The organism is Humibacillus xanthopallidus, from assembly GCF_006716675.1.
Lineage (GTDB): Bacteria > Actinomycetota > Actinomycetes > Actinomycetales > Dermatophilaceae > Humibacillus > Humibacillus xanthopallidus_B.
The window spans coordinates 16,956-31,730 of sequence record NZ_VFPM01000001.1; the positions used below are offsets into that span (position 1 = coordinate 16,956).

Annotated in this window: 11 protein-coding genes and 1 tRNA gene; 6 read left to right on the forward strand and 6 right to left on the reverse strand. The window is 68.6% G+C overall.

Annotation, left to right across the window (positions count from 1 at the left end; all coding sequences use genetic code 11):
• The first annotated feature begins 79 nt into the window (after positions 1 to 79).
• Positions 80 to 625, forward strand: coding sequence for a universal stress protein (locus tag FBY41_RS00105; RefSeq protein WP_221629177.1), 546 nt, complete (start codon positions 80 to 82; stop codon positions 623 to 625).
• 88 nt (positions 626 to 713) lie between these two features.
• Positions 714 to 786, forward strand: a tRNA-Lys gene (locus tag FBY41_RS00110).
• Between the two features lie 257 nt (positions 787 to 1,043).
• Here FBY41_RS00110 and FBY41_RS00115 read toward each other — a convergent pair.
• Together FBY41_RS00115 and FBY41_RS00120 are read right to left on the reverse strand one after the other, a co-directional pair.
• Positions 1,044 to 1,922 (reverse strand): SDR family oxidoreductase, encoded by an 879-nt coding sequence (locus FBY41_RS00115; protein WP_260439470.1) that lies wholly within the window; start codon positions 1,920 to 1,922, stop codon positions 1,044 to 1,046.
• Between the two features lies 1 nt (position 1,923).
• Complete coding sequence (locus FBY41_RS00120; protein WP_141841418.1) at positions 1,924 to 2,601, reverse strand: NADPH-dependent F420 reductase; 678 nt, start codon at positions 2,599 to 2,601, stop codon at positions 1,924 to 1,926.
• 130 nt (positions 2,602 to 2,731) lie between these two features.
• Here FBY41_RS00120 and FBY41_RS00125 point away from each other — a divergent pair, with 130 nt between their 5' ends.
• Complete coding sequence (locus FBY41_RS00125; protein ID WP_141841419.1) at positions 2,732 to 3,388, forward strand: TetR/AcrR family transcriptional regulator; 657 nt, start codon at positions 2,732 to 2,734, stop codon at positions 3,386 to 3,388.
• Here the strand turns inward: FBY41_RS00125 and FBY41_RS00130 are convergent.
• Together FBY41_RS00130 and FBY41_RS00135 are read right to left on the reverse strand one after the other, a co-directional pair.
• Complete coding sequence (locus tag FBY41_RS00130; protein ID WP_141841420.1) at positions 3,350 to 4,867, reverse strand: ABC transporter permease; 1,518 nt, start codon at positions 4,865 to 4,867, stop codon at positions 3,350 to 3,352. The two genes, FBY41_RS00125 and FBY41_RS00130, sit on opposite strands and share 39 nt — an antisense overlap.
• 176 nt (positions 4,868 to 5,043) lie before the next feature.
• Complete coding sequence (locus FBY41_RS00135; protein ID WP_141841421.1) at positions 5,044 to 6,006, reverse strand: ABC transporter ATP-binding protein; 963 nt, start codon at positions 6,004 to 6,006, stop codon at positions 5,044 to 5,046.
• A 151-nt stretch (positions 6,007 to 6,157) separates the two neighbouring features.
• Between FBY41_RS00135 and FBY41_RS00140 the strand changes: the two genes are divergently transcribed.
• The 3 genes from FBY41_RS00140 (at position 6,158) to FBY41_RS00150 (ending at position 11,151) form a co-directional block, all read left to right on the forward strand.
• Positions 6,158 to 7,105: a universal stress protein gene (locus FBY41_RS00140; RefSeq protein WP_141841422.1), complete on the forward strand. Its 948-nt coding sequence runs from the start codon at positions 6,158 to 6,160 to the stop codon at positions 7,103 to 7,105.
• 288 nt (positions 7,106 to 7,393) lie between these two features.
• Positions 7,394 to 8,110, forward strand: a complete 717-nt coding sequence (locus FBY41_RS00145) for an inorganic diphosphatase (RefSeq protein WP_141841423.1) — start codon at positions 7,394 to 7,396, stop codon at positions 8,108 to 8,110.
• Between the two features lie 488 nt (positions 8,111 to 8,598).
• Positions 8,599 to 11,151: a PKD domain-containing protein gene (locus FBY41_RS00150; RefSeq protein WP_185748813.1), complete on the forward strand. Its 2,553-nt coding sequence runs from the start codon at positions 8,599 to 8,601 to the stop codon at positions 11,149 to 11,151.
• Between the two features lie 408 nt (positions 11,152 to 11,559).
• Here the strand turns inward: FBY41_RS00150 and FBY41_RS00155 are convergent, their stop codons facing one another.
• Together FBY41_RS00155 and FBY41_RS00160 are read right to left on the reverse strand one after the other, a co-directional pair.
• Positions 11,560 to 12,513, reverse strand: a complete 954-nt coding sequence (locus FBY41_RS00155) for a DMT family transporter (protein WP_141841425.1) — start codon at positions 12,511 to 12,513, stop codon at positions 11,560 to 11,562.
• Positions 12,514 to 12,637: 124 nt separating this feature from the next.
• Positions 12,638 to 14,545, reverse strand: coding sequence for a CocE/NonD family hydrolase (locus FBY41_RS00160; protein ID WP_185748814.1), 1,908 nt, complete (start codon positions 14,543 to 14,545; stop codon positions 12,638 to 12,640).
• Between the last annotated feature and the right edge of the window lie 230 nt (positions 14,546 to 14,775).

Sequence of the window (14,775 nt, forward strand, 5' to 3'; positions counted from 1 at the left end):
GGGCTACGCTGGTGAACGGCGGAGGCCGCGCCAGGCGCCCTGAACCGCGACGGCGGCTCTGCCCACGAGAGGGAGTGCGATGACCCGTCACGAGACGCCGCCGCAGCCCGCGCCGTCCCGCATGACCGAGTTCCACGGGCACCCCCTGGTCGTCGCGGTGACCGAGCAGCCGGAGGCCCTCGTCGTGCTCACGGCTGCATCATTGGCCCGGGCGACCGGCGCCGAGGCGCTCTACTTCGCGTTCGTCGACCCCGCGCGCTACGTCGACGAGGAGCTGCCCGACGGGTCCGTCCGGCATCACTCCGTCGACTCGGACATCGGCGACGAGCTGTGGCCGGAGCGGGAGCGCCGCATCGTCCACTGGGTCAGCGAGGTGATGAGAGGCTCCGACATCCCGTGGCACTTCCGCTACCTCGCGGGCCGGGCGGATCGCGCCCTGACCCACCTCGCCCGTGCCGTCGATGCCGCCGCCTTCGTCGTCGGCACCCAGACGCGGCCGCACCGGCGGGCGCGCGACTTCCTCGCTCAGTCGCTGTCGATGCAGCTCGCCCACCGCCAGCACCGGCCGGTCCTCGTCGTGCCGCTCGTCGTCGTGGACTGGCATGCGCCGGGGCCCTGGGAGTGACGTCTGGTCGGGCTCTGCGGCCCGTGTTGCGCTGAGGCTCCGGCGATTTTGTGACGACACGGGGCGGCTGCTAACGTTTCCCCTCGTTGCGCCGCTAGCTCAATTGGCAGAGCAAGTGACTCTTAATCACTGGGTTCGGGGTTCGAGTCCCTGGCGGCGCACTCTTCATGCAGGTCAGAGCCCGGCCCCTCGGGGCCGGGCTCTACTTGTATCCACGAAACACCCACTTTGGATCCGCGGCCGCGTCCACGACGCCCTCCACGGCTGCGGCTGCCACGCCGTTTGACCCTCCCGCCCCCATGTAGACGTCCATGGTCAGGGACGAAAACCTCCTCGACGTGGGACCGGGAACGGCACTAGCCCCGAGGTGGTCAAGGCCGCGTCGATCTCGGGCGTCGCGCTCGGCGGGGGCGACACCTCAGGACGCGGGCCCACCCGTGGCGCGCAGCCCCACGAGCCCGGCCGAGACCTGCCACAGCCGGGCTGCGGCCTCGACGTCGTACGACGCCCGCGACGAGGACTTGGCCCGGCCGTCGGCGAAGTACTTCCCGGAGACGCCGTCGAGCTCGGGCGAGGACGCAAGGTGGATGGAGGTCCTCGCGCCCCGCTCCGGGCTCTTCATGAACGGACGCACGAGGGGCAGCATCAGGCGCATCCACCAGCCCGAGTCCTCCTGGCCGAAGGAGGTCCGGACCACTCCCGGGTGCAGCACGTTGGCCGTGACGCCCGTGCCCTCGAGCCTGCGGGCCAGCTCGTAGGTGAACATCACGTTGGCGAGCTTGGACTGGTTGTACGCGCGCTGGCCGCGGTAGCTTCGCACGCCCTGCAGGTCGTCGAAGGCGAGGCGCCCCATGGCCTGCGCCCCCGAGGACACCGTGACCACGCGCGCGGGCGCGCTGGCCGTGAGCCGGTCGAGCAGCAGGTTGGTCAGCAGGAACGGCGCCAGGTGGTTGACGGCGAAAGTGCGCTCCAGCCCGTCCTCGGTGGTGTGCCGGGTGGCCCAGTAACCACCGACGTTGTTGACGAGGACGTCCAGACGCGGGTATGCCGTGAGCACCTGCTCCGCGACCGCCCGCACCTCCCGCTGCGCCGAGAGGTCACCGGTGAACACCTGCACGTCGCCGGCGCCGGCCGCGCGGATGCGGTCGGCGGCCGCGGCGGCGCGCGCGGAGTCGCGCCCGACGATGCCGACCGTCGCCCCCTGGCGCGCGAGCCCGGTGGCCGTGGCGAGGCCGATCCCGCCGGTACCACCGGTGACGAGCACGTTCTTGCCGGCCATGGTCGTCATCGCGCTCATGTCAGCGCACGATGCTGAAGTTGAAGTTCGCGGTGCCGAGGGTGCCCATGAGCCGCAGCCACACCGGCAGCAGCATCTCGGTGCCGCGGGCGCCGGTGATGTCGCCGAGGTCGATGACGTCGCTGTGGCCGAAGCTCTGCAGCAGCTCGGTCACGGTCGTCTTGGCCGCAGTGTCGTTGCCGGCGATGAAGATCGTCGATGCCGCGCCGAGCTCTTTCGGGTTGACCATGAGGTGGGCGGTGAGGGTGTTGAGGGCCTTGACGACGCGCGTGTCCGGGAAGGCCCGCTGGATCTGCTCGCCGAGCGAGTCCGTGTCCTTGACGAAGAGGCTGGGCGGGAAGCCGTTGCTGAAGTCGAGTGGGTTGGAGATGTCGATGAGCACCTTGCCGGCGAGGTTGTCGGCTCCGGCCTGCTCGAGGGCGGGCATGGCGCCGAACCCGCTGGTGGCGTTGACGACGAGCTCAGCGGAGGCTGCGGCGTCTGCGAATGAGGCGAGCCGAACGTCCGGGTGCTCCGTGGCCCACGCAGAGAAGGGCGGGTTGCCCATGCCGTCGGGCTCGGTCCGGGCGAGCGTCGCCTCAGGGTCACGGGTGCCGACGGTGACGGCGTGGCCCAGGACGGACAGGCGGGCTGCAAGGGCCTGGCCGACCATGCCGGTGCCGAGGACTGCGATCTTCACGGAAACTCCTAGGTGCCTGACATCTCTGAGGTAGACGGACCTGTCTACGTCGATGTCCCGACCGTAACAGACAGATCTGTCTACCTCAACGGTATGCTCGGTCTGGAGCAGCCGAGTCATGAGGAGCCCGATGTCCGCCACCGCACCCGTTCGTCCGAGCGCTGCCCGCGCGCGGATTCTCGAGACGGCGTTCGCGCTGTTCTACGCCCACGGCATCCGGGCGGTGGGCGTGGACCGGATCATCGCCGACTCCGGCGTGGCGAAAGCCACCCTGTACAAGCACTTTCCGTCCAAGGACGACCTCGTGGTCGCCTACCTCGACCAGGTCGACGGCATCTGGACCGCACAGCTCCACCAGGCCGCCGAGGCTGCCGGGCCCGACCCCGCGGACCAGCTTGTCGGCATGTTCGACGCCCTACGCGCCTCCTGCCGTCGCGAGGGCTATCGGGGGTGCGCCTTCATCAACGCGGCAGCCGAGTCACAGCCTGGCACCGCCGTGCACGACCGCACCGTGGCCCACAAGACAGCAGTTCTCTCCTGGGTGCACGGGCTGGCCGAGCAGACGGGCGCGCGCGAGCCGGGCGTTCTGGCCCGGGCACTGACGTTGCTGCTCGACGGCGGCCTGGCCAGCGGCTCGCTCGACGCGAGCCCCGACGCCCCCGACGCCGCCAAGGCGTCGGCACGAGCCCTCATCGACGTCGCGACCCGGGCGCTCACGACCAGGGCTGCGAATGGACACGTCTTGTCCTCAACCGGCTCCGAGGTCGCGGCGTCGGAAGGCAATTGAGCCAACGGCGGCGAGGGCGACCCCGATCCCGCACATGACCAGGGCTGCCGTGCTGGCCCAGGGCTGTTGCGGCACCATCGCGAGATGGGTGAATGGGGACAGGTTCAGCGCCCAGTCGGGCCATTTCAGTGCCGGGCCGAGCAGGTAGAGGATGAAGCCGCCCACGACGACGGCAAGCGGGATGGGAACGGTGAGGCGGGGTGCGACACCGTAGATGCCGACGGTGAGCCCGGCCACGAGCGCCACCACGGGCAGCGTGTTCAGGCTTGCGGACAAGGCGTCGGCGAGGTTGAGGCGGTCCGACCCGGCGGCCAGAGCGCCGGCCCACATCGCCGCTCCGACGACGATGGTGAGGATCGCCGCCCCGATGCCGGTCAGGAGGAGGTGTCCACCGAGCCAGCGCAGCCGCGAGACGCGGCGCGCGAGGATCGCCTCGAGTCGGGACGTTGCCTCCTCGGCTTGGGCGGCGCCGATCCTGAAGATGACGTGGATGGCGACGGCGAGCGCGAACACGAAGGCGATCACGGCCACGAAGCCTTCGAGGGTGAGGGCTGCCTCGAGTCCGACGCTGGCCAGGATCTGTTGATAGCCCTCGTCCTCGGCGATCCAGTCGATCATCGTGCTGACCAGTGCCCCCATGATGGCGGCGATGGCGGCCAGGCCTACGGCCCAGGCAAGGAGTGTCGCCTGGTTGCTGCGCCATGCGAACGCCACGGGGCTGGAGAGCAGGTGCAGGTGTGACCTGCCTGCGGACTCGGGAGCCAGAAGTGCTCCACCGGTGTCGCGGACGGCGCGCAGGCGGATGGCGAGAATTCCCAGCGCGGTCGGGACGGCGATCATCGGGATCAGGGCGAGGGCATCGTCGGCGCCGAACGGCTGCAGCTGGTCGATCCAACCCAGGGGGGTGCTCCATCTGACCCAGGTCCGAGAGTCGGCGCTGTTGCCGACCATGCGCAGAAGGTAGGCCGCGCCCAGAGCAGCCGCGCTCAGCCCGGCGACCCGGCGTCGGACCTCCACCAGCTGGCTGACGACGGCCGTGCCGGCGGTGAAGGTGGCACCCACCGCAGCGAGCCCGACTCCGAACAGGAGGGACCCGGCCCAGGCCTGCCCGGTCAGGCCCATCGTCACGGCGGCGGCTGCACCGACCAGCGTCGACTCCGCCACCAGCAGCGCCACGACGACTGCGGTTGCGGCCGTGGCCCGCACTGGGGTGGCGAGGACCAGGTCGGTGCGATCGAGGTCTTCCTCGCCGCGCAACAGGCGGCTGGTGGTCAGCACGGCCCAGACGGCGACGATGATCTGCATCATCCAGCCGCCGTCCCAGACGGTGAAGCCACCGGCCGTGTCGAGCGCGCGGGGCACCCCGTTCATCATCCTCACGGCCGGGTTGTCCTCGAAGATCGCGAACTGCAGGGGTGAAACCCCTGAGGGGTAGGCGCTTCGGTAGCTGGCGACCTCCAGTGCGACGTAACCGGCCATGACGATGCCGATGATGGCGCTGGTGCGCCACGTCAGCCGGGCGTACAGACGAATCAGGGGCCGCAGGCGGCGCGGGCCAGATCGGCCTGTGTGGCGCGGCGGGGACGGGCCCGCGGCCGCGCTCGATGGCGGTGGACGCCCTGCTGGTGCGCGCGCGCTTCGGCCCACGGTCTCGGTCACCGGCGCTCCCCTCCTGAGCCGGTGGCCGGCTGCCCCTGCAGCCGGCCATGGGCAGCGGCGACGGCTTCTCGTTGGCTGGCCCTGGTGTCGTAGTAGGTCAGGAAGATCTGCTCGAGGCTCGGGGCCCTGCTGTGCAACCGGCGGATCCCCGCACCCGAGAGTCGGGCGACGACCTCGGCCGGTTCACCGACCACCGTCAGCCGCACGCCGCCGTCCATCGGCTCGACGGCCAGCACCTCGGGCAGGTCGGCGAAGGACGGTGCAGGCCGGGCCAGTTCCACCTCGAAGATCGTCGTGCTCAGCTGGCGGAGCTCCGAGAGGGTGGCCACCTCGACCAGATGTCCATCGCGCAGGATGGCGACCCGCTCGCAGACGTCCTCGACCTCGTCCAGGAGGTGCGAGGACAGGAAGACGGTGGCGCCTTCCGCCGCGCACTCGCGGGTCACCGCCTGAAACTCCGCCTCCATCAGCGGGTCCAGGCCCGAGGTCGGCTCGTCCAGGAGGAGGACGCTCGGGCGGGTCATGAGGGCCGCCACGAGTGCGACCTTCTGACGGTTGCCCTTGGAGTACGCCCTGACCCGGCGGGTCGGGTCGAGGTCGAACCGTTCGAGCAGCTCGTCGCGGTATGCGCTGTCGGCTCCGCCGGCCATGTCGCCGAGCAGCTCGAGCGTCTCGCGGCCCGTGAGCTGTGGCCACAGCGACACGTCGCCGGGCACGTAACCCACCGACTGGTGAGCGCGCTCGACGTCGCTCACGGGAATCCCTGCAAGCCAAGCTCCGCCCCTCGTGGGACGGATCAGGCCGAGCAGCAGGCGGATCGTCGTGGACTTGCCAGCACCGTTGGGGCCGAGGAACCCGAAGATCTCGCCGGCTGCCACCTCCAAGGTCAGGGCTTCCAGAGCCACCGTGCTGCCGAAATGCTTCGTCAGGTCCACTGTTCGGATAGCTGCGGACGCCATCTCATCGCCTCCACACGGCCCAGGCGCCGGGGACAGCCTGCTCGGCTGCCCTCTCATTCCACGCTACCCACGCCATGGGCGCTCGTCCGAGAGGTGTGACGCATGGATCAGCTGCCCACGCGTCCCGCGACCTGCAGAGGATGATCGGAGCATGGCTGATCCATCCGGTGTCCCGAACCGCACGGCCCTCTCCGAGGCTGAGGACGAGGAGGGCGTCGGAGCCATCGGGAGCGTCGTGGTCGGTATCGACGGCTCCGAGGCGGACGGGCCGGTCACCGACTGGGCAGCCGACGAGGCCCACCGGCTGGGGGCACCACTACGGCTGGTGCACGCCATCGACCCGGGGGGCCAGATGACGTCCTACGACATGCTGGCCTCCGGCGCGCCCAGCCTCGCGGAACGGCTCAGCCAGGGCGCACACCAGCTCTTGGATGCCTCCTCGGCCCGGGCGCACGCCCGACATCCTTCCCTCGACATCGCGGGGATCGCGCCCACGGGCCGTGCCGCGGCAGCCCTCGTAGGGCTCTCGGATGGCGCGCTGCGAATGGTTGTCGGCGCACCCGCCAGAAGGCATCTGGAGCGAATCCTGCTCGGCTCGGTCGCCCTGCCGGTTGTCGCCCACGCGCACTGCCCGGTCGTCGTGGTCCCCACCGGCACGACCGTCGCCACCCCACAACGCCTCGTCGTCGGCGTCGATGGCAGCCACGGCAGCGGCCGAGCCATCGACTTCGCGCTCAGAACTGCCGAGTCCTGCGGCGCCGCCGTGGCGTGCGTGCTCGTGTGGAACATCGAGGTGGAGGAGGGCGTCGTGGTCACCGAACCCGAGAGTGAGCACTGGTCGGCAGTGGAACGGCGCTATCTCGAGGTCGGCCACGAGGTCGTCGACCCCGTCGTCGCGAGCCACCCCGACGTCGAGGTGAGCATCACGGTGCGCCACGGATCGACTGCCGAGGAGCTGATTCACGCGGTGGCTGACCTCGATGCTGACCTGTTGGTGGTTGGGAGCAGGGGCCGAGGCGGGTTCCGTGGGTTGCTCCTCGGCTCGGTGAGTCGCCGGGTCATCGAACAGGCACGTGGTGTCGTCGCCGTCGTGCGCTGAACAACCGCCCGACCAATCGCACCTCGAGGGGAGGTTTCCGTCTGCGAGCAGGTTGGAAGGGCGGGGGACTCAATCCTTCGAGCCGGAGGGCACCGGCACGATGCTCAGGGCACGAAAAGAAACGGCATCAGGGACCTTTGACCCTTATCGGGCAACGTTCAACACTCCTACCTTGGACGGGTCAGGAACCGTTCCTGGACATCGAGATCGGGGAGTCCCACGGCTGCTCGGAAGGCGGCGGTCGGGGCATTCAGGTGGGCAGAACCGTAGTGTTGAGAGGAACACACCATGAAGGCCGTAATGATCGTGCCAGTCGGGGTGGCGCTGTTGATGTCGCTCGGTTCCGCGCAAAGTCAGGCATTGACCGGAGATTTTGACGGCCACCAGCACAACGGGAGGTCGTGGACGACCGGGCCGAACAACTTCATCTCCGGCTGGACGCCAGGGCCGAACGAAGACGGAAGCTACAACATGTTCGTGGAGATCCCCGCGAACACCAACGAGAAGTGGGAGACCTGCACGGACAAGGCGGTCCTGGATGCAGTGGCCTTCCCTGAATGCGTCGGAACCGTCCCCGGCGAGCGGATGGTCTGGGAGGTCAGGGATGGGTCGCGTCGCGTCGTCTCGTTCCTCAACTACCCGGGCAACTACGGAACGATGCCGCAGACCAAGAGCGGCGACGGCGACCCACTGGACATGATGACCCTGGGCGAGACGCACTACCGTACAGCGCCAGTCTCGGTGAAGGTCATCGGCGTGTTGCGCTGCCTCGACAAGGGAGACGTGGACGACAAGATCATCGGTCTGCAGACGGATCACCCGCTGTACGCGAGCGTGAACGACCTCACCGCCAGCGAGCCCACCAACCTGCCAGTCATGGCGCAGATTCTCGAGCAGTGGTGGGAGAACAACAAGAAGCTCAACGCAATCTCCTGCACCGTCGAGGGGCCGGCCAGCGCCACCACGATCATCGGCGACGCCCACGCCGCGTACCTGGCGGAGTAGAGCAGCACCCGCGCACCCGAAGCCGAGTCGAGGCGGGGACCTTCACACAATTCACCGGCCCCCGCCGACCTTTGGCGCCGCAAGGCAGAGCGCAGCCCGTACGTACCATTCTCGCCGCGGCGCTTGATGGCCTGGCCAGAGCCGCCTTGCTCCTTTTGGCGCGATGGCGAGCAGCTGGGCCGTTGGTGAGTGGCCTTGACAATGCGAGGCCCCGAGCTGCGATCACATTGACAGATCAATGGGCCGCTCAGCCACGGGTACACGGTGGACCCACCGCCCCGTGATGTCGCGGCCGACATATCACCAAATGTACTCCTAATGTCGGGGAAGGACCAGTGCCTCACTCCTCTGGCGGAAGGGGGCCGCTGTGGACCAGCGTGAATGGCGAGTGTTTATCGTCTAGCTTCCAAAGGGGGAAGATCATGAAAACACTTGCTGTGGGGGCTCGAAATTCTCGAAAGGCTCTGAGGTTACTCACGGGCACCGTCGTGGCCGTTGGGATGGCCTTGGGCGGTGCTGCAGCTGGTGGCAATTCAGCCTTCGGCGCAGCCGCAAGCTACACGTATACGAGCACGGCGGATTTCAACGGTGGGACTGCGCTCAACCTGAACACCGCGAACGACGAGCTGAAGCTGACGCCGAGCTTCACCTTCCCGTTCGTATGGGTCCCCGCCAGCGCGCGGGGCACGATCGTGAAGATCAACGCGAACACCGGCGCGGTCGTCGGGGAGTACTGGTCGGCGCCGCAGAACATGGCGCACGACCCGTCGCGCACGACGGTGGACCAGAACGGGAATGTCTGGGCAGGCAACCGGGCGGAGGCCAGCGGTGGTCAGGGCTCGGTGGTCCAGATCGGCTTGAAGGAGGCCGGGCAGTGTGTCGACCGCAATGGCAATGGTGTGATCGACACCTCGGTCGGTCTAGGTGACATCCGGCCGTGGGCCAACGGGTCCTCGGAAGACACAGGCGGTGGCGTGACCACGGCCGACGACGAGTGCGTCATCCACTTCGTCCGAACGACCGGACACACGATCAGGCAGGTCTCGATCGACGCTGACAACCACGCGTGGGTCGGCGGCCCAGGCCTGGTCTCCAGCATCGGCCGGTACTTCGACCGAATCAGCCCGACGGGCACCATCGTCAAGACCTTCAAGCTCCCGGACTCCGGGCCCTACGCGGCCTACGGCGGCCTCATCGACGAGCACGGGGTGCTCTGGAGCGCGGCCGGCCCAACCGGCGAGGACTTCGTCTGGCGCATCGACCTCGCCTCAATACCTGACACGACACCGCCTGCGGTCCTGACCTCGCCAGCGAACTACACGCTCGTGCCGTCCCCCTCTGCATACGGGATGGGCAAAGATCCGAGTGGCAACATCTGGGTGAGCGACTTCTACTCCGGCACGGTAGGCAAGATCAGTCCGGCTGGGTCGGTGCTCGGCACCTTCCTGACGGCCACTTCGGGCAACCGTGGAGTCGCGGTGACAGCCGATGGTGACGTCTGGGTGGCCGGCAGCGGAGACGGACACGTCGCACGTCTGCACAACAACGGCTCGCCCGTCACCACGATCGATGTCGGCGATACGCCGACCGGGGTGTCGGTCGACGCCAACGGGAAGGTCTGGGTGTCCCTGCTGGGATGGAACCAGGCCAAGCGCATCGACCCGGCCACCAACAGCGTTGACGCGACCACTGACCTCGGCGCGGGCGCCGGGCCGTACACCTACGGCGACATGACCGGCAACGTCAACGTCGGTGGGCCGGCAAGCGGAACGTGGACCAAGGTCATCGACAGTGGTACCGCTGGCCAACACTGGTCCACGGCTGACTGGACCGCAGTCCTCAACGGCGGCGACGTCACCGTGACCGCTGCAGCCAGCGCGGACGGCGCGACATACGGCGCCGACACCCCCGTCTCCGACGGCGGCACTCTCGGGCTCACGGGCCGATACCTCAGGCTGACCGTCACGCTCGACAGGACCGCCGCCATGGTGGACGCGGACATCACGCCCGTCCTCGAGGACATCACGGTGACCACCAACCGAGTGCCCGTCGCGGTCGCAGGGGACGACCAGAACGCGGACGAGGGCGATCTGGTCACCCTGAACGGGACGGCATCGAGCGACCCCGACGGCGACACCCTCGGCTACTCGTGGGAGTTGCTGCCCGGATACACCGGGCCGGCCGTGACCCTGTCCGACGCCACGGTGGCTCAGCCGACATTCACCCCGACCGACAACGGCGTGTACACCTTCCGGCTGACCGTCGATGACGGCAACGGGGGGTCAGCGACAGACGATGTATTGGTCACGGTCGACAACGTCGCTCCTGTGATCCAGTCGTTCAGCTCGCCTGCCGACCCCGTGCCGGTGGGGTCCGTGGTCAACCTGTCCGCGACGTTCAGCGACGTCGGCACGAACGACACTCACACGGCCTCATTCGCGCTCGACTCGACCAACGCGGCAGGGACCGTCACCGAGTCGGGTGGCTCAGGTAGCGCGACGGGGTCCTTCACACTGATCCCGGCGGGTGTGTACACCGCGTCAGTGACGATCACCGACGACGACGGCGGCCTGGACACGGAGACAGCCCTGGTTCCGGTCGTCGTCTACGACCCGGCAGGCGGGTTCGTCACCGGAGGCGGACGGATCACGTCGCCAACCGGCGCCTTCACGCCTGACGCCAGCCTTGCCGGCAAGGCAACGTTCGGGTTCGTGTCCCGCTATCAGAAGGGTGCCACGATCCCGTCCGGAAACACCGAGTTCGTCTTCCATGCGGCCGGTCTGAGCTTCCACTCCAGCAGCTACGACTGGCTCGTGATCTCCGGGGCGCAGGCGCAGTACAAGGGCGTCGGCGAGGTCACCGGACTCGGGGCCACCGACAATGGCAGCTACAAGTTCATCCTCACCGCTGTCGACGGCGGCCGCCTGGGTGGGACAGCACCCGACACGTTCCGGATCAAGATCTTCCGTGACGACACCGTCCTTTACGACAACGGACCGGGAACCCCCCTCGAGGGTGGATCGATCATCGTGCACAAGTAGCACTCAGCGATATCTCGGGTTTCGGCCCCGCCCTTCGGCGGGGCCGAAGCGCGCAGACGGAGAGATTTCGGGGAACGGCCATCGTTTGACGCCCTGCAGCTACGCTCCCCTGCTCAACCCTCGTACCGTCAACATGGCCCGGCGTTCCTGCTCAGCGTCAGGTCCTGATCCGTGGTGTACCTCGGTGTTCAATCAGAGTGTTCGGGTGGGCCTGAGGGTGCCGTCACGGCCGATACCGACAGCTTCCGTGTCGTTACTCCAAGGTCCGCTGGCTGCGGAACTGTGGAGGTCAGTCGCTGCTCCGGACGCTGGTTCGAGTCCCTGGCGGCGCACTCTTCGTGCATCTCCGGCACGGGGCTCTGCGTCGCCGCCGACAGGTCGCTGGGCGCTGGCGTTGCCGCACCGTCGCTACGCCTCGGTCTCTCGCGAGATCACCACCGCGCTGCCGCTGGTGTTCATCTCCACGGCTGCTGCCAGCTCCGGCCCCTCCGCTGCGCCGGGGGCGGTGCGGCGGCGGGTGACGAGGAACGAGCCGCTGAGGACCAGGGCGAACCCGATGACGGTCCACACGGTGACGCGCTCGTCGAGGATGAGAACCCCGGCCAGGACGGCGACGGCAGGGTTGACGTAGGTGATCGCGGTGGCCTTGACCGGTCCGATCTCGCCGATCAAGGCGACCATCAACACGAATGCCAGCGCGCTGCACACGACAGCGAGCACCAGGACCGAGGCCACCACCCGACCCGATGGCCATGCCGCGGGCCACGACCCGGCCAGCAGCACGAACGGCACGTAGACGATCGCGGTTCCCGCGAGCGAGACGGCAGTGACGCCGATGCCCGGCAGCTGCGGCATCCAGCGCGCGAGGATCGCCGGCCCCACGGCATACCCGATCACGACGAACGCCATCTGCCCCACGGCGACCAGGTCGGAGCCGGCCACGTCCAGACCGACGAGCGCGGCGACACCGAGCATGCCCACCCCGATGCCTGTCCAGTTCATCGCGGTCAGCTGGGCGGGCCGGCCCATGGCGAACGCGACGGCGACACCGGCGAGCGGGACGGCCGCGAGCAACAGCCCGGCCGTGGAGCTGGGCAGCGTCTGCTCGGCGGAGCTGAGGAAGTACCAGGGGATGACGATCTCGCAGATCGTGTAGGCGGCCATCGGCTTCCAGGCGCGCAGCACCGGCCCCACCTCGCGCCGGAGGAGGACAAGCGGCAGGAGCAGCACCGCCGCCAGGCCGGAGCGCGCGAGCACGACCATCTCCGGGGAGAGCTCCTCGACCGCCACCTTGATGAACAGGTACGGAATGCCCCAGGCGATGCCCAGGGCCGTGAAGAGGATGACACCACGGCGAGTCACCCGCTCATCCTTCCTCACGAGATGGGGCGACAGCTGGCCCCCACCCCGGATGTTTCCCGGGGTGAGGGCCAGCGTCGTTGTGGAGGGCCGCGCTAGGAGCTGGCGAGCGCCCCTGAGCTCGCCGTCACCGGGGCCACAGCGTCTCGTCGAGGTTGGGCAACGTGCCCCGGGCGAGGTTGTCGGTGTCCTCGGCGGTCAGGTGCCCCGGAGCGAAGCCGCTCATCGGGCCGGAGACCGGCAGGTTCAACCGCGTGGAGCGCAGGTCGAGGGTGTACTGGCCCGAGCTGGTGTCGACGGCGATGACACCGTTGCTCGCCCCGCTCACGACAAGACCCAGCTGATGCCCGGCCGGGACGACGAGGTCGTTGGCAGCCAGCTCGACCCTGACCTGGTGCCGGCCCGAGCCGTCGAGACGAGCCCAGCCGCGGGCAAGCACCTGCAGCTGGGTGTTCTGCAGGCGACGGGTGACGTCCTTGTAGCAGGCGTCGTCAGACGCGATGGCCCCTCCCCAGCACGTCTCCGTCCCGAGGGTCAGGGCGCCGTCACCGGTCGCGCTGACACGGTCCATGGAGCCGTAGTCGACAAGCATGACGGACACCTGTCCGACCGGGACGGTGTGGGTCACATCGAGGTCAACCGTCGGCGTGCCCGAGATCCGCACGTCCTGCGTCGTCGTTCCGGTGAGGAACTGCAGCCGGTTCGGGTTTGCGGCCAAGGCAACCGCGTTGGACTCCGACAGGCGCGAGTTGTTGGCGTAGGCGGCGGTGCCGCGGTCCGGGGCTCCGAGCGCCAGCGTGCCGTCGGCTCGAGGGGTGAGCGACATCGTGCGGGCGGACTGGATCGGCCACGTCGTGGACGTCGCCCACTCGTTCGGCGCGGTCTCGACGCGGACGGCCGGCTCCCCGTCGATGCCGTTGTCGATGCCCATGAGCTCGTGGTCGAACCACCGGTTCAGGGTGGTGACCCACTCCTCGCGGTCGCTGTCGAACGGGTCGACGTGCCCGAGGCGGGTGAGCCACATCTTGCGTTGCACGCCCTGCTTGCCGAGGTCGTCCCACCACTTGGAGGCGTTCATCGTCTTGACGTTGTTGTCCTGGAGCCCGTGGACGATGAAGACGCTCGCCTTGACCTTGGAGGCGTCGTAGAGGCTCCCGTCGCGGTAGTCGCGCTCGGCCCAGAAGTCCGTGTAGGCGCCGGTGGCGTCGGCATCGTTGGCGTCCATGGAGGCCAGGCGCGGTGAGCAGTCGGTCGGCATGGTGCGGCGCTGGGCGATGGTGCGCGAGAGGCTGCTGGCGTAGTGGCGCGACTTCACGGCGCCCTGCCAGCGGTTGTAGTCGTACCAGGAGCTGATCGCGCTGATCGGCACGATCGTCTTCAACCCGTCGACACCCGTGGCGGCGACGCCGTTTGCGAGCGTCCCGTCATAGGACTTGCCGATCATCCCGGTGCTGCCGTTGCTCCAGGTGGCATCGACGACGGCACCGCTCGCATCGCGGGCGGTCCCCTTGCCGCCCAGCCACTCGACGACGGACTTGACCGACTCGACGTCGGAGCGGCCGCCCTCGTCGCTGCACCCGGTGGACCGGGCGGTTCCCGCCATGTCGACGGCGACGAAGGCGTAGCCGCGCGGCACGAAGTAGTTGTCGTAGTAGAGCGGGAACTTCGTCGGGCTCCCGTCCGCGCCGTACTCCTTGTACTCGGTCTCGTTGCCGCGGCCGAGGCTGAGGTAGTAGGGGCTGGCGTCCATGACGACCGGCACCCGTGCGGTGCCGTCGAGCTCGCGCGGCCGGATGATGTCGGCGGCGATGCGCTCCGCCTTGCCGTCCCCGTCGAGGTCCGGCGTGTCGACCCAGACAGTCTCTCGGATGGCGTTCGTGTAGTCGTACATCGGCGACGTCATGCCACCGACCAGCGTGACGGGTGGGGTCTCGGTGCTGCTCGTCGGCGCCGCGTGCGCCTCCCCCAGCGTCCCGATGGCCAACGGCGCAACCACGGCGAGTGACGTGGCTAGGGCCAGGATCCTGGCTTTCATGTGAGTCCTTCCTGCCCCCGGAACCGGCGATGTCCCTGTGTGGGGTGAGGGGCTCTGCCAAATGTAGCGATGAATCACCCGAAAAGGGCAGGGGAGAAAACACAACGGGGTCCGACCATCCGATGGCACCCACCGCCAATGAAACGTTCCGCATCTTGCGACCACCCCAGTAGCCAGGGACATGGCACGGGTCGATACGACCCTTGACGCAGTGGTGATATGCGACATAT